At 62.8% G+C, this 21603-nt stretch carries 11 protein-coding genes; 7 read left to right on the top strand and 4 right to left on the bottom strand.

What is annotated here, in order from left to right:
• Positions 1–617: 617 nt before the first annotated feature.
• The gene (hemA, locus tag J5286_RS19680) at positions 618–1832 is read right to left on the bottom strand and encodes a 5-aminolevulinate synthase (RefSeq protein WP_209191798.1); all 1215 of its coding nucleotides are present in this window, start codon (positions 1830–1832) and stop codon (positions 618–620) included.
• A 348-nt stretch (positions 1833–2180) separates the two neighbouring features.
• Between hemA and J5286_RS19675 the strand changes: the two genes are divergently transcribed.
• From J5286_RS19675 to J5286_RS19665, 3 genes are all read left to right on the top strand, one after another.
• Positions 2181–2438, top strand: coding sequence for a YMGG-like glycine zipper-containing protein (locus tag J5286_RS19675; protein ID WP_018901584.1), 258 nt, complete (start codon positions 2181–2183; stop codon positions 2436–2438).
• Positions 2439–2609: 171 nt separating this feature from the next.
• Complete coding sequence (locus J5286_RS19670) at positions 2610–4538, top strand: autotransporter assembly complex protein TamA (RefSeq protein WP_209191797.1); 1929 nt, start codon at positions 2610–2612, stop codon at positions 4536–4538.
• A 62-nt stretch (positions 4539–4600) separates the two neighbouring features.
• A complete protein-coding gene (locus J5286_RS19665; RefSeq protein WP_209215376.1) occupies positions 4601–10711 on the top strand; it encodes a translocation/assembly module TamB domain-containing protein in 6111 nt (2036 codons plus the stop codon).
• 24 nt (positions 10712–10735) lie between these two features.
• Here the strand turns inward: J5286_RS19665 and J5286_RS19660 are convergent, their stop codons facing one another.
• Both J5286_RS19660 and J5286_RS19655 read right to left on the bottom strand, forming a co-directional pair.
• Positions 10736–12442 (bottom strand): adenylate/guanylate cyclase domain-containing protein, encoded by a 1707-nt coding sequence (locus tag J5286_RS19660; RefSeq protein ID WP_209191795.1) that lies wholly within the window; start codon positions 12440–12442, stop codon positions 10736–10738.
• Positions 12443–12574: 132 nt separating this feature from the next.
• A complete protein-coding gene (locus tag J5286_RS19655) occupies positions 12575–13003 on the bottom strand; it encodes an Lrp/AsnC family transcriptional regulator (RefSeq protein WP_209191794.1) in 429 nt (142 codons plus the stop codon).
• Positions 13004–13149: 146 nt separating this feature from the next.
• Here J5286_RS19655 and rocF point away from each other — a divergent pair, with 146 nt between their 5' ends.
• The 4 genes from rocF (at position 13150) to clpB (ending at position 18905) form a co-directional block, all read left to right on the top strand.
• Positions 13150–14085: an arginase gene (rocF, locus tag J5286_RS19650; protein WP_047508502.1), complete on the top strand. Its 936-nt coding sequence runs from the start codon at positions 13150–13152 to the stop codon at positions 14083–14085.
• A gap of 27 nt (positions 14086–14112) precedes the next feature.
• Positions 14113–15312 (top strand): ornithine--oxo-acid transaminase, encoded by a 1200-nt coding sequence (rocD, locus tag J5286_RS19645; RefSeq protein WP_209191793.1) that lies wholly within the window; start codon positions 14113–14115, stop codon positions 15310–15312.
• A gap of 247 nt (positions 15313–15559) precedes the next feature.
• On the top strand, positions 15560–16039 hold the full coding sequence (locus tag J5286_RS19640; protein WP_047508497.1) for a chemotaxis protein CheW: 480 nt from the start codon (positions 15560–15562) through the stop codon (positions 16037–16039).
• A 268-nt stretch (positions 16040–16307) separates the two neighbouring features.
• Positions 16308–18905 (top strand): ATP-dependent chaperone ClpB, encoded by a 2598-nt coding sequence (clpB, locus tag J5286_RS19635; protein WP_018901595.1) that lies wholly within the window; start codon positions 16308–16310, stop codon positions 18903–18905.
• A gap of 305 nt (positions 18906–19210) precedes the next feature.
• Here clpB and J5286_RS19630 read toward each other — a convergent pair whose 3' ends face one another.
• Positions 19211–21151 (bottom strand): M23 family metallopeptidase, encoded by a 1941-nt coding sequence (locus J5286_RS19630; protein WP_209191792.1) that lies wholly within the window; start codon positions 21149–21151, stop codon positions 19211–19213.
• Between the last annotated feature and the right edge of the window lie 452 nt (positions 21152–21603).

Genomic DNA, 21603 nt, shown 5'->3' with positions numbered 1-21603 from the left:
TGACGCCGAGAGTGGGGCGCCGTTTTCGTTCAACAGGTTATGCCCACTCTATCCGCAGCCGCCCCCAAGCCCACGACCATCATGCTCCGTCTTGTGCCGAGCATCTGCTGAGCGGCCAACTTGCTGGACGTGGATGGACACTTGGCGAGGCGGGAGACGCGGGTTGGCGGTAGAGCAGAGAGCTTGCTTCGCCCTTCCATGCACCCAGCACCGTTGCACTCTTGGCGACGTGCTTAGATCCTCGGCTCGTTGGCCGAGGATGACGTCGAGAGTGGGGCGCCGTTTTCGTTCAACAGGTTGCCCACTCTATCCGCAGCCGTTTCCAAACCCACCGCCGTCATGCTCGGTCTTGTGCCGAGCATCTGCCGAGCGGCCAACTTGCTGGACGTGAGTGGACACTTGGCGAGGCGGGAGAAGCGGGTTGGCGGTAGAACGAAGAGCTTGCTTCGCTCTTTCATGCACCCAGCACCGTTGCACTCTTGGCCACGTGCTTAGATCCTCGGGACGAGCCCGAGGATGACGCGGCGAGTGGGGTTTCCGCGTTCTTTCAATAGCTTATGACTCTCGCTGTCTGCCGTAGGCTCCAAGCCGAGAGTGCAGCGCCGTCGCGCGTGACTTTACGCTACGTGCCGGGCCAATGCGCAGCGCGACCACAGCGAATGCAGCGCTTCCACCAAGTGCTCGATGTCGGCATCGGTGTGGAGCGGGGTGGGCGTGATGCGCAGGCGTTCGGTCTTGACCGGAACCGTCGGGTAATTGATCGGCTGGACGTAGACGTCGCAATTGTCGAGCAACAGGTCCGAAATCCACTTGCACTTGGCGGCGTCGCCGACCATGACCGGCACGATGTGGCTCGGGTTCGGCATGTGCGGGATGCCGGCCTTGTCGAGCTGGGCGCGGAGCAGGCGAACGCGATCCTGGTGACGGGCGCGCTCGAAGGGGCTGACCTTCAGGTGCTGGATCGAGGCGACCGCGCCGGCGGCGAGCGTCGGCGGCAGCGCCGTGGTGAAGATGAAGCCGGAGGCGAAGGAGCGGATGAAGTCGCAGAGCGCAGTCGATGCCGCGATATAGCCGCCCATGACGCCGAAGGCCTTGCCGAGCGTGCCTTCGATAACCGTCAGGCGGTCCATCAGGCCTTCGCGTTCGGCGATGCCGCCGCCGCGCGGGCCGTACATGCCGACAGCGTGGACTTCGTCGAGATAGGTCATGGCGCCGTACTTGTCGGCGAGGTCACAGATTTCCTTGATCGGCGCGATATCGCCGTCCATCGAGTAGACGCTCTCGAAGGCGATCATCTTCGGCGCCTTCGGATCGGCGGCGGCGAGCTTGGCTTCCAGATCCTGCAGGTCGTTGTGCTTCCAGATGACGCGATCGCACTTGGCGTAGCGGATGCCCTCGATCATCGAGGCGTGGTTCAGCGCATCCGAGAAGATGATCATGCCGGGGATCTTGGCGCCGAGCGTGCCCAGCGCCGCCCAGTTGGAGACATAGCCCGAGGTGAAGACCAGGGCCGATTCCTTGCCGTGCAGATCTGCGAGTTCGCGCTCGAGCAGAACGTGGTAGTGGGTGGTGCCAGAAATATTCCGGGTGCCTCCCGCACCCGCGCCACAGTGATCAATGGCGTTCTTCATCGCCTCGATCACCTTGGGGTTCTGGCCCATTCCGAGATAGTCGTTGGAACACCAGACGGTCACATCCTTCGGTCCCTCGGGGGTGTGGCGCGTGGCACGCGGGAAGTTGCCGCGGTGACGTTCAAGATCGGCGAACACGCGGTAACGACCTTCGTTGTGAAGGCCTTCCAGCTCGTTCTTGAAGAATGCTTCGAAATCCATCTCATGCTCCAGTATCGTGCAGGCGTTCTCCGCCCAATGACGACTGCACGTCAACCCTTTTGGTCCGATTTAGCACCATGTGCGTCAATTGGCCCATAGTTTCGAATTACTTTAATTTGAAATTGGCGTTCTTGACCAGATCAATCGCGCATTGCAGCCCTGCGCGCAGTGCTTCGCATGGTTCTTGGTGACCGATTTGCCAGTCGATTTTCGTGGCTGCTTACCAATTGAAATCGATTGGAGCGGTTGCTTGCCCCTTTTTGCGCCATAGTTTGCAGTCTAGGTTACAAAAAAGACAGGAATCAGGGACGGCCACCGCCCGCTCGGGCGACCAATCAGGAGTTATTGATGAAAAAGATTATTGCGCTCGCCTTCATCGGCCTATCGATTGCAAGCTGCACGCCCACGCAACAGGGTGCGGGCATCGGTGCGGCATCCGGCGCCGTCATCGGCGGCGCGGTTACGGGCAATGTTCGTGGTGCCGCTGTGGGTGCTGCCGTCGGCGGCGTGTCCGGCGCGCTCATCGGCCGCGTGTCCGAACAGCCCGGCCAGTGCTACTACCGCGACGAATATGGTCGCCGCTATATCGACGATTGCCGCGGCTGATCCTTCGCCAAAACCTTTCAAATCCCGGGTCTCTGGCCCGGGATTTTCGTTTTTTCCGCTAAATCAGCAATCATGCGGTTTAAAACGGTACAACAAAATGAATTTTGCCGCTAAGGTCGCATCAGGCCGGGGGGCGCAGAGCTTAAATCCAGTGTAACCAAAAAGCGGCGGATGCAGATTAGACGGAAGGCACCGAAACCGGGTATTGCGTATCGGCGAGCAGGCATCGTGACAATGGTCGCGGTGGCGACTGCCTTGTCACCGGCACTCGTGTCGAATGCATACGCCTTCAAGCTTTTCGGGATCAACTTCTTCGGCAAGGACGATACGGACGCCAACCAGGTGCCCGACCCCGTTCGCTATGAGGTGACGCTGACATCGGATGCCGATGATCCCGACCTCAAGGAGGCGCTTGAGAACAGTTCGCGGCTGGTGGGAGACAAGGAGCAGCCGGTTTCGGGCGATCTCGGTGTCGTCGTCAAGGCGCGCGACGATCGCGAACGGCTGATCGCGGCTCTCTATGAAAAGGCGCGCTATGGCGGCGTCGTGACCATCACCGTCGATGGGCGCAATATCGACGACCTGCCGCCGAACCCCACCTTCAATCGCTCGCGCCCGGTCCCCGTCAATGTCAGCGTTGCGGCCGGGCCGGTGTTTCATGTGCGCGAAGTGCAATTCGGCGGCGACGCGGCAAACCGCAATCCCGCCGATTACGATCTCGGGTCGGGCGCTTCGGCCGGGTCGCTGACGATCATCAAGGCCGGCGACAAGATCGTCGAGCAGTTGAAGGCCGAGGGGCGGCCGCTGGCGAAGCTGACGACGCGCAAGGTGGTGGCCGATCACAGGACCGATACTGTCGATGTCGTGCTCGCCGCCGAGGGTGGGCCGGTCGCGCCGATCGGGACGGTGGGCGTGACGGGCGCCAAGGCCGTGCGATCCGATTTCATCGAGCGCTATTCGCGGATCAACAAGGGCGATCGCTATTCTCCGGAGGCGCTGAAGAAGGCCGGCGAGCGGCTGCGGGCGCTCGGCGTGTTTTCCAGCGTTACCATTCATGAGGGCGACCAGCTGGCCGGCGACGGCAGCCTGCCGATGATCATCGAGGTGTCGGAGGGCAAGCAGCGCTATTTCGGCGTCGGCGCGCAGTATTCGACGATCGACGGTTTCGGGGTCAATGGCTATTGGGGCCATCGCAATCTGTTCGGAGGCGCGGAAGGGCTGCGCGTCGAGGGTGCTGTTGGCCGTCTCGGCGATGCGACGGCTCTGGGCGATCTCGATTTCTCGGCGGGCATTACCTTCACCAAGCCCGGCGCCTTTGTGCCATCGGGTACGCTGATCGCCAGCATTCTCGCCAAGACTGAAAATCCCGACGCCTATAGCGCCAAGCTGGTGACGGCATCGCTCGGCTATTCCTACGAACTCAACGATACCGACACGTTTACCGGCGCGGGCGAAGTGAGCTGGGAAAAGGATGACGACGCGTTCGGGGACAACACCTACCTGACCTTCGCGGCCCCCCTCCAGTTCGACCGCGATGCGCGCGACAACAAGCTCGACCCGACATCCGGCTACCGGCTGATGGGCAAGGTGACGCCGAGCTATGAAGCCTATAACGGCACGTTCTTCTCCGCCTTCGAGGGTTCGGTATCGGGCTATTATGGTCTTGGCGCCGAGGACCGGATCGTGCTGGCCGGCAAGCTTTCGGCCGGGTTCCTGCTTGGCGCCGACGATCTTGAGAACATTCCGGCCACACGCCGCTTCTTCGCCGGCGGCGGTGGGTCGGTGCGCGGTTACGGTTATCAGGAAATCTCTCCCTATAACGCCGCCAACGAGGCGACGGGCGGGGCTTCCTTCATGACGGCGTCGTTCGAGACGCGCGTGAAGATCACCGACACGATCGGCATCGTGCCGTTTATCGATGTCGGGGTGGTCTCCGCCGATGTTGCGCCCGATTTTTCGGATATCAGGGCAGGTGCCGGCATCGGCCTGCGCTACGCCACCCCATTCGGGCCGATCCGGCTTGATTTCGCCGTTCCCCTCAACAAGTTCGAGGGTGGGACGGATTACGGCATTTACGCTGGCATCGGTCAGTCGTTCTAACGAGGTTCAGGCTCGCAGCGAGATTGCGATAGCCGCGCAGAAAACGGGATAGCTCCGGGTCCATGCTTACGCTGACGAACATCTTCAAGTGGATTGCACGACTGCTCGGTTACGGAGCCGGCGTTCTCGTCATCCTGCTTGCCGTGGCCATCGGCATCTTCGGCTTCACCGGCTTCGGCGCCCGCATTCTCGTCGACAAGGTGACGTCGACGATCTCCAACCGCGACATGACCATCCGGGTAATGGACCCGCAGGGGCTGCTGACCGGCGGCCTCGGCGCCACCCGCATCGTGCTTTCGGATACGCGGGGCACGTTTGCCGATGTCGACGGCCTGTCGATCAACTGGAATCCGCTGGCGCTATTCACCGGGCGCTTCCATGCGACGCGCCTGGAGGCGGATGCCATCCGAGTTCTGCGTAAGCCGGTCCGCACATTGCCGTCGCGGCCGGCCGCGGAAGGGGAGGCCAGCGGCGAGTTCTCGCTTCCGATCAAGGTCGACATCGATCAGATCTCGCTGCCGAAGATCAGCCTGTCGCAGCCCCTGATCGGGCGCGCCTTTACGCTCTCGGCCGATGGCAGCGTACGCGCCGATTCAAAGGGTGGCGATGCCAATATCACGGTTCACCGCCACGACGTGCCGGATGCCAAGCTGACGGCCGACGTCGCCTTCCTGCCTGAAAACAGCCAGCTTACGGTCAAGGCCAAGCTCAACGAGCCGAAGGGCGGGTTGCTTGCCGGCGTGCTCGCCTTGCCGAACAATCCGGCCGTCGAGATCAGCCTCAATGGCGATGGCCCGATCTCCGACTGGAAAGCCAAATTGCAGGCCTCGCTCGATGGCCAGCAGCGCGCCGCGATCGAAGCGCATCACACGCTGACGCCGGACCAGGCTCTGCATCATGTCGAGATCAAGGGCGGCGGCGATCTGAGCTCGCTGATGCCGGCGGCGTTCCGCCCGCTTTTCGCGGGCCAGACGAACATCGATCTCGCAGCGAACTTCGACAATGCCGGCAAGATCGACATCCAGACCGGCAATGTGGCGACCGGCGCCGTCGTGATCGCTGCTTCCGGAACGCTGGATCCGAAGGGCAAGAACAGCCTGAATGCGAATGTGCTCGGGACCTCTGGGCCGGTCGATTTCCGCTGGCCGCTGGCTGAAGGCGAAGCGCGCTTCATGATTTCGGGCGTCAATCTGGCGCTGACGGGGGATGCCAAGGCGTCGCGGCTCAATGCCAGCGCCTCGCTCGACACCGCCGTGCTGCCGCAGGCGACGATCGGTAACGTGAAGCTGACCGCCAAGAGCGACAACTTCAATCTCAGCGGTCGCTCCGGCGCGGTGCAGATCCGCCTTGTGGCCGGCGACATGACCTTCGCCAATCCCGATATCAACCGGGCGGTTCAGGGGCCGGTGACCATCGTGCTGCCGCTGCAGATTTCGCCGTCTGCGATCGGCTTTAATGGCGCGACGATCGAAAGCGCCTCGGCGAATGCCAGCCTCAATGGTGCGTATCAGCTCACCGACAATTCGCTCACTGGTAATGCCAAGCTGACCGTCGAGCCGCCGGCAATGCCGCCGGCTGTCGCGGCGCGGTTCAAGACGCCTGTCACGATCGAAGGCCAAGTGGCGGGCACCATTGCCGACAAGATCAATCTGTCGAACCTCAGCATCAAGTCGGACCTCACGGTCGCGACGGGCAATATCGTCCTCGACGGCACGACGCTCGATGCGACGCTTGCCGGCCGCGTGCCTGACATCAAGCCGCTGCTCGACACGGCCTCGGGCGCCGTGACATACAGCCTGAAGGCGGGCGGCGATCTCTCCGCGCTTGCGCTTTCCGCCAATCTCAACGCTCCCGCGATCGACATGGCCGGGCGCGGGCTGAGCGATCTCGCTGTGGCGTTGACCGCGACCGCCGATCCGAAGGCGCCCAAGGCGCAGGTGAAGGCGACCGGCAAGATCGATGGCCAGGCGATCGACATCAGCACCGACGTTTTGTCCGAGGGCGGGCAGACGACGCTGCCGTCGATCAAGGCCAATGTTGGCAACAACAGCCTGACGGGTCACGTCGCGCTGTCCGAAAGCTTCGCGCCGACCGGCGCGCTGACATTCGACCTGCCCGATCTCAGCCTGATTGCAGCGCTGGCCGGCCAGAAGGCGGAGGGCGATCTCAAGGGATCGGTCGACATCAGCAACGATGCCGGCAAGATCGGCCTGAAGGTGGCGGCGACGGGCAGTGGCCTGAAGCAGGGCAATTTCGCGATCGTCAGCCCCAATGTCGATGTCACCGTGACCGATCTCTCGGCGTTTGCGGCAACCGGGGCAATCAAGGCCGACGAGGTCGCATCCGGCACCAACAAGATCGACAGTCTGGCGGTGAACTTCACGCAGCTCGGGAACCGCACGAATTTCAGCCTCGACGGCTATTACGACAACCACCCGCTGGTGGCGGGCGGCGGTGTCGAAACCAATGCCGGCACGACGCTCGTCCAGCTCGACCGCTTCTCGGCCAAGCCGCACGACATTGCGGTGGATCTCGCCGCGCCGTCGCAGCTTTCGATCACTGATGGCACGGTTACGCTCGATGGTCTCGAGATCAAGACGGGTGACGGCGCGATCAACGTGACCGGTTCGGCGGGCCAAGCGCTAGATATCAATGCCGTGGTCAAGCAATTGCCGGCGAGCCTTGCCAACAGCTTCGTGCCCGATCTCGATGCGGCGGGCGCGATCTCGGGCAAGGTCGTGGTGTCGGGCACGCCGGCCGCACCCGTGGCCGATTTCACGCTCGACTGGAAGAACGCCGCGACCAGCCAGACGAAGGGCGCCGGGCTTTCCGCGCTCGCGATCGGTGCCGATGGCAAGTTCGCGGATAACAAGCTCGATTTCAAAACGGATCTGAGCGGCAAGGGCGGCGTTTCGCTGAAGGCGGCCGGCAATTTCGTCACGGCGGGGCCGAATGCGCAGTCGCTGCAGGTCGATGCCGATATCGTCAACATTCCGGCCGGATTGGCCAATGCCTTCGTGCCTGGGCTCAACGCCGAAGGCGCCATTACCGGCAGCGTCCCTGCTTCGGGCAAGCTGCCGGCGCCGGCGCTCGATTTCAAGCTGAACTGGAAGAATGCGGCCACCAGCCAAACCAAGGTCGCCAAGCTTTCCTCGCTCGGGCTGACGGCAAGCGGCAAGCTCGAAAACAACATCCTCAATTTCAATGCGAATGCCGGCGGCAGCGGCGGATTTGCGATCAAGGCCGATGGCAGCTTCGTCGTCACCGGCAATGACGCGCAGACGCTGAAGGTGGACGGCACGCTTGCCAATATTCCTGCGGCGCTCGCCAATGCCTTCATGCCCGATCTGGCCGCGCAGGGCATGATATCGGGAAGCTTCGGCGCATCCGGCAAGCTGCCGATGCCGGCCGCGCAGTTCGAGTTGGACTGGAAGAACGCCTCGACCAGCCAGATCAAGGCGGCCGGCCTTTCGGGCGTCGGCGCTTCGGTGAAAGGGACGTTCGCGGACAATACGCTCACCTTCGACAGCAACGTCTCGGCCACCGGCGGCATGTCGGTGAAGGCGGCGGGCAATCTCAAGCTTCAAGATTCGGCGATCGGCGATCTGAAGGTCGATGCGACGTTGAGCGCGGTTCCGGCCGGGCTCGCCAATGGCTTCGTTGATGGCCTCGGCGCCAGCGGCACGATTTCGGGCACGGCTTCGGCATCAGGCACGCTGCAGCAGCCGAAGGCCAGCTTCGATCTCGCTTGGGCCGATGTCGCGACCAGCCAGACGAAGGCGGCGAAGCTGCCGGCCATGGCGCTGGCGCTGAAGGGAACGCTGCAGGATAACGCGCTCGATTTCACCACAAAGCTCGACGGTCAGGACGGTGCGGCGCTCGAGGCGGCCGGCAAGGTCGGGATCGAAGGGACCAAGCCGACGGCGATCGAGGCCAATGCGACGCTCAACAACCTGCCGGCCGCACTTGTCAGCAGCTTCGTGCCCGATCTCGATGCCGGCGGCATGATCTCGGGCACTGCCAAGGTTTCCGGCGCGCTGCCGCTGCCATCCGTCGATTTCAAGCTCAACTGGGCGAACGCGACGACGCGGCAGACCAAGAGCGCCAACCTTTCGGCGCTCAGCCTCGATGCGACGGGAAAGTTCGCCGACAACAAGATCGACTTCGACGCCAATCTGGCCAGCAACAGCAAGACATTGCTCAAGGCGAAGGGGACGGCGGCGCTGGTTGGCGCCAATATCCAGGGGCTTTCCGTCGACGCCGATATCACCGACCTACCGGCGAGCCTTGCCAATGGCTTCGTGCCTGGCCTTGGCGCCGAGGGCACGATTTCGGGTCGGGCGAAGACATCGGGGACACCTGCCAATCCCGTCATCGACTTCAATCTCGACTGGAGAAACGCGGCGACGACGCAGACACGGGCCGCGGGCGTCGGCTCGCTGTCCGCCAATGCCAATGGCAAGCTTGCCGACAACAAGCTCGACTTCACCACCAATCTGACCGGCAACAACGTGGCGCTGAAGGCGGCGGGCAATTTCGTGGTCGCGGGCGCCAATGCGCAAGCGCTTGCCGTGAAGGCCGACATATCGAACCTGCCGGCGGGCCTCGCCAACGCCTTCGTTCCGGGGCTGGCCGCCGAGGGCAATATCTCGGGCACGGTTTCGGCCTCTGGCAAGCTGCCGATGCCGGATGTCGACTTCAAGCTCGATTGGCGCAATGCCGCGACCAGCCAGACGCGGGGCGCGGGTGTCTCGCCGCTTGCGATCGGCGCGAACGGCAAGCTCGCTTCCGGTAGGCTCACCATCGACACGACGGTTACCGGCGATGCCGGTCTGTCGCTGCGGGGCGGCGGCAACCTTGCCATTTCAGGCAACCGTGCACTCGACATGCGTTTCTCCGGCAACCTGCCGTTCGCCGTTCTCGGCGCGCAGCTCGCCGCGCAAGGGTTCGTGGCGGAAGGTAACGCCAACTTCAATCTGCAGGTCGGCGGCACCGCGGCGGCGCCCGTGATCAATGGGACGGTCGCCACCAGCGGCGCCAAGGTCATCGACGTCCGGCGCAATCTTGAGATCAACAGTCTGACGGCCGATATCCGCTTCGACGGGCAGCGCGCGGTGATCTCGCGCCTGACCGGGCAGCTTGCGAGCGGCGGCAACATCGCGGTGACCGGCGATGTCGGTATCCAGCCGGCAGCGAACTTCCCCGCCAATATCGATGTCCGTCTCAACAAGGCCGTCTATGTCGACGGCACGCTTGTCGTCGCCACGGTTGACGGCACGATCGGGCTGCGCGGACCGCTTCTTGCCAATCCGACGCTGAATGGCAAGCTCACGCTCGAAAAGGCGTCGATCACCGTTCCGGAAAAGCTTCCGACATCGCTGCGCGAGATCGATATCCGCCACAAGAACGCGCCCAAGGCCGTTCTCGCCCAGATGCGCGACACGACGCAGGAAGGCGCCAGGGGCAAGTCGAGCACGCTCAATCTCGACATCCAGGTCGATGCGCCCTCGCAGATCTTCGTGCGTGGACGCGGGATCGATGCCGAGCTCGGCGGCAGCGTGACTATCCGGGGCACGGCGTCCGTGCCTGTCGTTTCCGGCGGCTTCACCATGCGTCGTGGGCGTCTCACCATCCTCAACCGCCGTCTCGATTTCTCCGACAAGAGCCGGATCACCTTTGCCGGCGATCTGACGCCGGCGCTGCAGATGGCGGCGACCTCGACCTCGGGCACGACGACGCTGACCGTCGATGTTGCGGGCCTGGCGACCGATCCTGCCATCACCTTCTCCTCCTCGCCGGCGCTGCCGCAGGATGAAGTGCTGGCGCAGCTGATCTTCGGGCAGTCGATGTCGAAGCTCTCGGCTATCCAGATCGCCCAGCTCGCCGATGCCGTCAGCCAGCTTGCGGGCGGCCGCTCGACCTCGCTGTTCCAGGGATTGCGCAACCAGCTCGGCGTCGACGATTTCGATATCAGCACCGATGCCAACGGCCAGACCAATGTCGGCGTCGGCCGCTATCTCAACGAACGCACCTATATCGAGCTGCAGCAAAATACCAAGGACGGCGCCAAGGCGATCATCAACCTCGATGTGGGACGCGGCGTGAAGCTGCGCGGTGCGGCCGGCGCCAATGGTGCCGGCGAGGCGGGCGTGGTGTACGAGAAGGAATATTGAGGGCGGGGCGTGGGCCCCCCGCTTTCACCTCTCCGGCAGGCCGGCTTTCCGGAAGCCATCGGCGAAGTGGTCTCCCACATCTGTGTCGCGGAGCGGCTGGGAGTTGAGCCAATGGTCGATCGTGAAATGGGGATGGGCGATCAGGAACAATTCTGCTTCCCGCTGCGCCTCCTCGTCGTCGCCCAACTGCGCAAGCGTCGCGGCCAGGAATTTGCGTGAGTTTGTACGATAGGTCTCCTCCCTGCGCAGGGTAACCTTCGCTGCCTGATAGTCGTGCGCGGCGTACTGCGCCTGCCCGAGATGACAAAGGTACCAGCAGGCAGGATAGGGGTTGAGCCGCAGGGCTTTTTCGATCTGCGCCAGGCCGGCGGCAACCTTGCCATCAAGCACGGACATATCCGACATGGCGGCCCAGGTGTCGGCGTGGTTGGGGTCCAACTCCAGGGCCTTGGTGAAGGCTCCCTCCGATTCCTCCCATCGCCGCTCATAGGCCATGATGGTCCCCAGAATGTATCGGCAGCCTGCGTCGTTGGGATCCAGGTCGACCGCTTCCTGCGCCAACGTCACTGCCATCGCCCGGTTTGGATCTTCGGGCTCGCCGAAATGAGTCCAGGCAAGCCAACGGTTATATGCGAGAAGACCGAGGGCCTCGGCATATGACGGCTCAAGTTGAACGGCGCGCTGGAGCAGCATATGTGCCTCACGTTCAGTCTGAGGTGACTCTTCCGTCAGGAGGCGGGCGCGGACACACAGGTCGTATGCCTCGACGTTCTTCGGACGATTGCGTTGCGCCGGGGCGGTCAGCCGGCCGACGAGGGCTTCGACGATCTTGGCGTTGACTTCGTCCTGCAGTTCGAAAACATCTTCCACCGTCCTGTCAAACCGGTCGGCCCACAGGTGCTTGCCGCAAAGCGCGTCGAACAATTGCGCATTGATGCGGACACGCCCCATCGCGCGTCTGGCGCTCCCCTCAAGGACGTAGCGGACGCCGAGTTCCTGGGCCACCAGCCGTACGTCGACAGCTTTGCCCTTGTAAACGTAGACGGAATTGCGCGCGATGACGAACAGGCCAGCCGTACGGGACAGGTCGGTGATCAGGTCTTCGGTCAAGCCGTCGACAAAATGGGTGTCCGCTTCATCCCCGCTCATATTGGTGAACGGCAATACGGCGATCGAGGGGCTTTCGGGTAACTGCAATATGCTTTGCAGCGCATCCGGCCAATGCCACACGTGGACCGGGCGGGTCAGGTTCTTCAGGTAGCGCTCGCCTGCATCGAAGAACCGCTCGTTAATCTTGCCGACGATTTCGCCGTGGACGCCGGCTGAAATGCAGATGCCTCCCGATGCGGCTTGCGTCTGAAGGCGCGCGGCGACGTTTACGCCGTCGCCGAGGATATCCGAGCCGTCGCCTATGACATCTCCCACATTGACACCGACGCGTAAAAGCAGACGTCGGTCTCCCGGGGTCTTGGTGGCAGTGGTGGCCCGTTGTATTTCCAGCGCTGCCTTGACCGCATCCAATGCGCTAGCGAATTCGATTAGGAAGCCGTCGCCTACGATCTTGAAGATTCGACCGTTGTGGAACGTCACGGCGGGCTCGATAACGCCGGTACGGAGTGCCCGGAGGTTCTCCACCGTCGCGACTTCATCAGCCTCCATCAGGCGAGAATATCCCACCACATCGGCAACGACGATGGCGGCAAGACGCCGCTGAAGAGATGGATCTGTCATCTGAGGACAAGCCTAACGACTGAACTCGCAGGGTATTGTTCGCCCTTAGGTGAGTCAACAAGTCGTCAGAGGTTCAATGTTCACTATCGGCCTTCAGCGCACGAAATAGGTGCCGACTTCCACGCCATCCAGCTAAAAGCTAGTCTTCCTCGTCTTCAGCAATATGTTTGTCTCAGTTGTGTTGATGCCGTCGATCAGTCTTATGCGGCGCAGGGTTTCGTCGAAGGAGACGAGGTCGCGGTCTTCGAGTTCGGCGATGAAATCCCATTTGCCGTTGGTGCTGTGGAGTGCGCGCACCTGCGGCAGGCCGCGCAGCTGGTCGGCGACCTTGTCGGCGAGTTTGCCGAGTACTTCGATCATGACGATGGCGCGCACGCCGGCGGCGCGGGTCTCGTGGCCGGTGCGGATGGTGAAGGCGGCGATGGTGCCGTTGGCGACCAGTCTGTCGATGCGCGCGGCGACGGTGGCGCGTGAGGCGCCGGTCATGGCGGCAAGCGAGGAGACGGGGCTGCGGGCGTTGTGGCGCAGGGCGCTCAGAAGTTCCTGATCTAGGTCGTCCATGGTCTTACTTTGCAGGAGCGGGGTTTCACTTTGTATGGTTGGACTTGGCAAACTGTCAAATCATGCTGTGAAACTGGCACTTTTTCATCTTTTTGTCGCCGTGGCGATGTCAGATATTCAACCGAAGCAGTGAGCAGGAGAGACAAATGCAGGCACAGTCGCGATCGGTCACCCTTATCGGTGCGCCTTTGGAAGAGGGCTCCGGCCGCAGGGGGGCCGCGATGGGGCCGACGGCGCTGAGAATCGCTGGCGTCGACCGCGCGCTTGTCGATCTCGGCCATGATGTCGCTGACGCAGGAGACGTGCAGATCGTGCCGGCCCGTGACCTGCCGAACAATCCGAAGGCGCACAATCTGCGCACCGTCGGCGCATTCACGCGGGCGCTTGAAGCCGGCGTCTACGAGATCGCCGATGCCGGTCGTTTCCCGATCATTCTCGGCGGCGACCACAGCCTCTCGATGGGTACGGTATCGGGCATGGCGCGCTATGCCGCCAAGCAGAAGCGGCCGCTCTTCGTGCTCTGGCTCGATGCGCATTCGGATTTCAACACGCCGGAGACATCGCCTTCGGGCAATATTCACGGCATGCCCGTCGCTTATTATTGCGGCCAGGCCGATCTCTCCGACATTCTGCCGCGCGACCGGCCGCTGGTCGATCCGAAGAATGTCTTCCAGGTGGGCATCCGTTCGGTCGATGCGCCGGAGCGCGAGCTGATCAAGGAGCACGGCGTCAACGTCTTCGACATGCGCTCGATCGACGAGCAGGGGGTGGCGGCGATCATGCGCGACATTCTCTCCAAGGTCGAAGCGGCGAACGCGCTGTTTCATGTCAGCCTCGACGTCGATTTCCTCGATCCCGACGTGGCGCCCGGCGTCGGCACGACGGTGCCTGGGGGAGCGACCTTCCGCGAGGCGCATCTGATCATGGAGATGCTCTGCGACAGCGGGCTCGTCTCCTCTCTCGATCTGGTCGAACTCAACCCGTTTCTCGACGATCGCGGCAAGAGCGCCCGCGTTCTCGTCGAGCTGACGGCCAGCCTGTTCGGCCGCCGCATCTTCGACCGCCCGACGCGCGCTGCATAAGAAACCGCATAACAAAAGGGGACGACCATGAGCAGTTCAGCCAGATTGATTGATACCGAGCAGCGCCTGGGCGCCCATAACTACAAGCCGCTCGACGTCGTGCTGACGCGCGGCGAAGGGGTGTATGTCTGGGATACGGATGGCAAGCGCTATCTCGATTGCTTGTCTGCCTATTCGGCCGTCAACCAGGGGCATTGCCACCCGAAGATCCTTTCGGCCATGGTCGAGCAGGCGGGCAAGCTGACGCTCACCTCGCGCGCCTTCCGCAACGACCAGCTGGCGCATCTTTACGAGGAACTCGCGGCGCTGACGGGATCGCACAAGATCCTGCCGATGAACTCCGGCGCCGAGGCGGTCGAGACCGCAATCAAGGCGGTGCGCAAATGGGGGTACGAGGTGAAGGGCGTGCCGGAGGGCAAAGCCGAGATCATCGTCTGCTCCGACAATTTCCATGGCCGGACGCTGAGCATCATCAGCTTCTCCACCGATCCCGATGCGCGCTCAGGCTTCGGCCCCTACACGCCGGGCTTCCGCACTGTTCCCTTCGGTGACGCGGAAGCCTTCGCCGCGGCGTTCAACGAGAATACTGTTGGAGCGCTGATCGAGCCGATCCAGGGCGAGGCGGGTGTCATCATCCCGGAGCCCGGCTATTTCAAGACGGTGCGCCAGCTCTGCACCGACAATAAGGTCACCCTCATCCTCGACGAGATTCAGACCGGGCTCGGTCGCACCGGCAAGCTGCTGGCCGAGGAGCATGAGGGCATCGAGGCGGACGTGACGCTGATCGGCAAGGCGCTGTCGGGCGGCTTCTATCCTGTGTCCGCCGTGCTTTCGAATTCCGAGGTGCTGGGCGTGCTGAAGCCTGGCCAGCACGGCTCGACCTTCGGCGGCAATCCGCTTGCCTGCGCCGTGGCGCGCGCGGCGCTGAAGGTGCTGACGGAAGAAGACATGATCGGCAATGCCGAGCGCATGGGAAACTACTTCCTCGAGGGGCTGCGGTCGATCCGCTCGAACATCGTGAAAGAGGTGCGCGGACGCGGGCTGATGATGGCGATCGAGCTGGTGCCGGAAGCCGGCGGCGCGCGGCAGTATTGCTATGCGCTGAAGGACCTCGGTCTTCTCGCCAAGGATACCCACGAAAACACCATCCGTCTGGCGCCGCCGCTCGTCATCACCAAGGATCAGGTCGATTGGGCGGTGGAGCAGATCGAGAAGACGATCGTCTGAGACTTGGCTGCGTTGAACGGGTCCGGCATCCGTTCAACGCATTTCCCTCCGCTGCATTCCCCTTCTCACCGGGCGAAAAATCCTGCCGGTCGGTTTAGATTTGGGAAACACTCTTTCTTTACAGTCCTCAGTAACCGTAACGGTACTCTTCATATTCAGAGAACTGGCGGCTTGAAGGCAAAGTGCATCGACGCCAATGGTGGCGTGGTTGCTTCTGCCCTGGCTTTCGACAGTTGGGACATTTTTAATGACGACGATCAATTCTCCGAGCTTCAGTGGCGATACGCTTGAGATCATTGCCTTCCGCCTGCACGACCAGGAATTCTGCGTGAAGACGACGACCATCCGCGAAATCCGCGGCTGGGCGCCTTCGACGCCGATCCCGCATTCGCCGGCCGATGTCATCGGCGTCATGAACCTGCGCGGCTCGGTCATTCCGATCATCGACCTCGCCTTCAAGCTCGGCATGAAGAGCACCGTCGCCAATGAGCGCAGCGCCATCGTCGTCGCCGAAGTGCATAACATGGTCATCGGCATGCTCGTCGACCGCGTCTCCGATATCCTGACGATTTCGGCCGATCAGGTGCAGCCGGTTCCCGAGGTTACGGCATCCTTCGACCGCGCCTTCTGCGAAGGCATCATCGCTTCCGAAAACGGCATGATCTGCTTCCTGAACCTCGCCAAGATGTTCAAGGAAAACGAGACGGACGATCTGGTCGCTGCCTAAGCGCCATTCGATACAATCCGATCCCGCCCCGCCCGAGCAGCCCTCCGGCGGGGCGATCTCGTTTTCGGCCTCTCGGTGGCCGCTCGCAGGCGTGGTTTTTTGGGCGCGCCACCTCTTTAAACTTTCGCGGCTTCCCACCATATCCTGAGCAAGTTCTTCGCCTCGGTTTTGCCGCCGGCGAAGAGGCATGGCTCGCCTCTTGAGGGAGCTCAATCTCAGTCATCGGCCTGTGCCTTATGAGGGCAGGGCGATTTAAGGAGGTCTATTGATGAATATTGAAAAATACTCCGAGCGGGTGCGCGGTTTCATCCAGTCGGCGCAGACCTATGCGTTGGCCCAGGGTCACCAGCAGTTCTCGCCCGAGCATGTGCTGAAAGTGCTGCTCGACGACGACCAGGGCATGGCCGCATCTCTCATCGAACGCGCCGGCGGCGACGCCAAGGCCGCCCGCCTTGCCAACGATGCCGCCCTTGCCAAGCTGCCGAAGGTTTCCGGCGGCAACGGCCAGATCTATCTTGCCGCACCACTCGCCAAGGTTCTCTCGACCGCCGAAGAGGCATCGAAGAAGGCCGGCGACAGCTTCGTCACGGTCGAGCGTCTGTTGCAGGCGCTGGCGATGGAATCGTCCACCGCGATCACGCTGAAGAATGCCGGTGTGACGGCGGTGACGCTCAACCAGGTCATCAACGAAATCCGCAAGGGCCGCACGGCCGACAGCGCCAATGCCGAGCAGGGCTTTGACGCGCTGAAGAAATTCGCCCGCGACCTGACGGCGGAAGCCCGTGATGGCCGGCTCGATCCCGTGATCGGCCGCGACGACGAAATCCGCCGCACCATCCAGGTGCTCTCGCGCCGTACCAAGAACAACCCCGTTCTCATCGGTGAACCCGGCGTCGGCAAGACGGCGATCGCCGAAGGTCTTGCGCTGCGCATCGTCAATGGCGATGTGCCTGAGTCTCTGAAGGACAAGAAGCTGATGGCGCTCGACATGGGTGCCTTGATTGCCGGCGCGAAATATCGCGGCGAGTTCGAAGAGCGGCTGAAGAGCGTGCTCAACGAGGTGCAGGCCGAAAATGGCGAGATCATCCTGTTCATCGACGAGATGCACACGCTCGTCGGTGCCGGCAAGGGTGACGGCGCGATGGATGCCTCGAACCTCCTGAAGCCGGCGCTTGCGCGCGGCGAACTGCATTGCGTCGGCGCGACCACGCTCGACGAATACCGCAAGCATGTCGAGAAAGACCCGGCGCTCGCCCGTCGTTTCCAGCCGATCGTCGTCGAAGAGCCGACGGTCGAGGACACGATCTCGATCCTGCGCGGCCTGAAGGAGAAATACGAGCAGCACCACAAGGTCCGGATCTCGGATTCGTCGCTTGTGGCGGCCGCCACGCTGTCGAACCGCTACATCACCGACCGCTTTCTCCCCGATAAAGCGATCGACCTGATGGACGAGGCGGCTGCGCGCCTGCGCATGCAGGTCGATTCCAAGCCGGAAGAGCTCGACGAACTCGATCGCCGCATCATGCAGCTGAAGATCGAGCGCGAAGCGCTGAAGAAGGAAACCGATGTTGCCTCGGCCGACCGGCTTGTCCGGCTGGAGACCGAGCTCACCGATCTGGAAGAGAGCGCCGATGCGCTGACGGCCCGCTGGCAGGCGGAAAAGCAGAAGCTCGGCCTTGCCGCGGACCTGAAGAAGGAACTCGACGATGCGCGCAACGATCTGGCGATCGCCCAGCGCAAGGGTGAGTTCCAGCGCGCCGGCGAGCTGACCTACGGCGTCATTCCGGAGCTTGAAAAGAAGCTCTCGGAAGCCGAAGCGCAGGACAATGATCGCAGCGCCATGGTGCAGGAGGTCGTGACCCCCGACAACATCGCGCATGTCGTCTCCCGCTGGACCGGTATTCCGGTCGAAAAGATGCTGGAAGGCGACCGAGAGAAGCTGCTGCGGATGGAAGACGAGCTGGCGAAGTCTGTCATCGGCCAGGGTGACGCGGTTCAGGCCGTGTCGCGGGCGGTGCGCCGGGCGCGCGCCGGCCTGCAGGACCCGAACCGGCCGCTCGGCTCGTTCATCTTCCTCGGCCCGACCGGCGTCGGCAAGACGGAGCTGACCAAGGCATTGGCCCGCTTCCTCTTCGACGACGAGACGGCGATGGTGCGCATGGACATGTCGGAATACATGGAGAAGCACTCCGTGGCCCGGCTGATCGGCGCCCCTCCCGGCTATGTCGGCTATGAGGAAGGCGGTTCACTGACGGAAGCGGTGCGTCGCCGGCCCTATCAGGTCGTGCTGTTCGACGAGATCGAAAAGGCGCATCCCGATGTTTTCAACGTGCTCTTGCAGGTGCTCGACGATGGCCGCCTGACCGATGGTCAGGGCCGCACCGTCGACTTCCGCAACACGATGATCATCATGACGTCGAACCTAGGTGCGGAATATCTGACGCAGCTGAAGGACGGCGACGACAGCGATCTGGTGCGCGAGCAGGTGATGGAGATGGTGCGCGGCCACTTCCGGCCGGAGTTCCTGAACCGCATCGACGAGATCATCCTCTTCCACCGCCTGAAGCGGGACGAGATGGGCGCGATCGTCGACATCCAGCTGCAGCGTCTGGTCAAGCTCCTGGCCGAACGCAAGATCACGATCGAGCTCGACGATGAAGCCACGCATTGGCTCGCCAACAAGGGCTACGATCCGGTTTATGGCGCGCGGCCGCTGAAGCGGGTGATCCAGAAGTACGTCCAGGATCCGCTCGCCGAGCAGATCCTCGGCGGACAGGTTCCGGATGGTTCGACGGTGAAGATCACCGGCGGGACCGATCGGCTGCTGTTCCGCACTAGGAGTGCTGGTGTCAGCGAAGCGGCGTAAGTGGACTGGGGTGTGAGTGGAAACGGCGGCTTCGGCCGCCGTTTTTGTGTTTTGGCGATGAAGCGCTAACGTTGACGCCCGGCATACCCCCCTCTGTCCTGCCGGACATCTCCCCCACAAGGGGGGAGATCGACTCGTGGTGGGGTTTGCGCCAAACAATTGAGGTGAAGCGAGCGGGCGCCCCCAGCCAATCTCCCCACCTGTGGGGGAGATGCCCGGCAGGGCAGAGGGGGGTAACACACGGCAAAACGTCGCTTACAGCGACCGGCTCTTCACCGAGCCGAAATCCCGAGCCAACCCGAAAACTACTTGCTCGCCACCTGCGGCGGCGGCTGATTGCCCAGTAGCGTGTCGATCCGCTTGCGCTCATCCTCGAACTTCGCAAGCGCCGGACCCGCGAGCGACTTGCCACCAGGCAGACGCACACGCAGCGGGTCGACCTTGGTGCCGTTGACGATCATCTCGTAGTGCAGATGCGGACCGGTCGATTCACCCGTGGTGCCGACCCAGCCGATCACCTGGCCCTGGCGCACCTTGGCGCCCGGGACGACGCCCTTGGCGATCGCGCTCTGGTGGTTGTACGAGGATTCGTAGCCGTTGGCGTGGCGCACGATCGTCTGGTTGCCGTAGCCGCCGCTGTCCCAGCCGGCCTTTTCCACAGTGCCGTTGCCGACGGCGATGATCGCCGTGCCGCGCGGGGCGGCCCAGTCGACGCCGGTGTGCATGCGGGCGAAGCCCAGGATCGGGTGGCGGCGCATGCCGAAGCCGGAGCGGAAGATGCCGTTCGGCACCGGGTTGCGAAGCAGGAACTGGCGGATGCTCTTTCCGTCCTGGTCGAAGTAATCGATCGAGCCGTCTTCGGGGTCCTGGAAGCGGTAGAAGCGCGTCTGGGTATCGCCGAAGCGGGCGTTGACATAGAGCAGTTCGGACTGATCCGTCGCCTGGCCGCTGGCATCGGCCACCGAGAAGAAGGCCTCGAGCGTATCGGTCGGGCGCAGCTCGGCCTGGAAGTCGACGCTGCTGGCCAAGAGCTTGATGATCAGCGCCGTCATGTCCTTGGTCATGCCATAGGAAAGGGCGGCGCGGTAAATGCCGTCATAGACGCGCGGCAGATTCTGGTTCGACGGCGCGGTCATGGCGCTGTCGTCGAAAGCGGTGGCGATCGCATCGAGCTTCGGCGGTTCGCTGCCGGCGACGTAATGGTCGGTATCGTCGAGTGCCACCGTGACGACATGGCGGGAACCGCGATAGACACTGGCGCGGATGATCTTCGCCTGCTCGCCCTTCTGCAGGATGCCGATGCGCAGCACGTCACCCTTGGACAGGTTTTCCGATCCGAACAACGGCGACAGATAGGTGGAAAGACCCTTTGCCTGCGGCTCCGGATAGCCCGAATCCATCATGGCCTTGACGATCGGCGTATCCTGGCGGACCGGCACAATATCGTCGGCGAATTCCTCGGTCTGCGGGGTGATCGATTCCGGCGCCGACACCGTCATGTTCTGCTCGAGCACGCGCGCGGTCAGGCCCGAGGCCAGGTCGACGTCGTTGTCGTCGGTCGAAAAGCGCTGCGGGTCGACATAATAGAGGGCGGCCACCTGCGAGGCGCCGTCGGTCAAGACCGAGCCGTTGGAGCGGACGTTTTCCTCGATCTCGTCGAGCGACATGCCGGCGGCGATCTTCAGGTTTGAGCCCGATGCCGGATAGGCCTCGGTCTTCAGGCTGACTTCGGATTCGACGTCGGACCCGTAGATCTGGCCGGTGCGCACGCCCGGCTGCGGTTCCGGCTCATCGGCCGAGAAGATCGAGAGCGGGTTGAAGGCCGGGTAATCCTCGGTGGCGACGTGATTGGCCGCGAGCGTCATCTTCACGCGCGCGAAAGGCTGGCGGCGCACCACTTCCTTGTCGCCCTCATGCACGACCGTCGAGACTTCCATGATCTTGCGATCGGAGGGCTTGGCGGCAATCGCAGGCGCGATCAGGCGACCGCCACGGGTGACGTCGGCGTCGGGATTGGCGGTATTGGCAATGCTGGCATAGGCCTCGGCGGGGATCGCCAGCTGCTGGCGGCCGTCGAGGGCTGCAAACAGCGCCACGCCCATCAATACGCTCGAGGTGATGCCGGTCAGGAAGGTGCCGGATAGCCAGCGCAGCGAAACTTCGCGGCGGTCGGGCGCACGTCTGCCATCGGCGAGAAGGGCTGGCTCGTTGCCGAACGAGCGGATCATCATCTTCTCAGTCACCATGGCAAAGGCGTCCGCATCCTTTCAGCTGATCGGGTCAACCAGGCCCAGGGGGCATTTGGGTGGCCGGAAAAGTGCATAGTTTACATATGGGAGTCAAATGAGCGGACCCGAATGGACCGGCCACGACGTTCACGCTGCCCTTGAGACCACCTGATTGTGAAAATGTGAGGGCAGACGGCCTCGTCTCATGCTTTTGCGCTCCTATATAGACGTGGATGCTTGCCGCAAGCGTGCGCCGAAGGGGGGTATTTCCGGCACCCAAACAGGCCTTCTGGAAATTCCTTATCAAAATCAGTCAGTTGCCAGAAACTGCGATTTTTTGAAAAAGGCTTGTTGACTTGTTTGGGTATGGGGCCTTATAAGCCGCTTCACAGAACGAGGGCGGCGGCGCTGCTGGCGACGGTGACTTTCGCTCTGGATTTCTTGAATTGGCTGCGATGCTGATTGGTCCC

It is taken from the genome of Rhizobium sp. 16-488-2b (assembly GCF_017741815.1).
In the GTDB taxonomy this organism is placed as follows: Bacteria; Pseudomonadota; Alphaproteobacteria; order Rhizobiales; family Rhizobiaceae; genus Rhizobium.
This window is presented reverse-complemented; position numbering and strand designations above follow the sequence as displayed.

Bases quoted from the DNA above. Each gene is read 5' to 3' on its own strand.
- J5286_RS19640 (WP_047508497.1), top strand. From the start codon at position 15,560: ATGACGACGATCAATTCTCCGAGCTTCAGTGGCGATACGCTTGAGATC.
- rocD (WP_209191793.1), top strand. From the start codon at position 14,113: ATGAGCAGTTCAGCCAGATTGATTGATACCGAGCAGCGCCTGGGCGCC.
- J5286_RS19630 (WP_209191792.1), bottom strand. From the start codon at position 21,151: ATGGTGACTGAGAAGATGATGATCCGCTCGTTCGGCAACGAGCCAGCC.
- J5286_RS19655 (WP_209191794.1), bottom strand. From the start codon at position 13,003: ATGGACGACCTAGATCAGGAACTTCTGAGCGCCCTGCGCCACAACGCC.
- J5286_RS19660 (WP_209191795.1), bottom strand. From the start codon at position 12,442: ATGACAGATCCATCTCTTCAGCGGCGTCTTGCCGCCATCGTCGTTGCC.
- rocF (WP_047508502.1), top strand. From the start codon at position 13,150: ATGCAGGCACAGTCGCGATCGGTCACCCTTATCGGTGCGCCTTTGGAA.
- J5286_RS19670 (WP_209191797.1), top strand. From the start codon at position 2,610: ATGCAGATTAGACGGAAGGCACCGAAACCGGGTATTGCGTATCGGCGA.
- J5286_RS19665 (WP_209215376.1), top strand. From the start codon at position 4,601: ATGCTTACGCTGACGAACATCTTCAAGTGGATTGCACGACTGCTCGGT.
- J5286_RS19675 (WP_018901584.1), top strand. From the start codon at position 2,181: ATGAAAAAGATTATTGCGCTCGCCTTCATCGGCCTATCGATTGCAAGC.
- hemA (WP_209191798.1), bottom strand. From the start codon at position 1,832: ATGGATTTCGAAGCATTCTTCAAGAACGAGCTGGAAGGCCTTCACAAC.
- clpB (WP_018901595.1), top strand. From the start codon at position 16,308: ATGAATATTGAAAAATACTCCGAGCGGGTGCGCGGTTTCATCCAGTCG.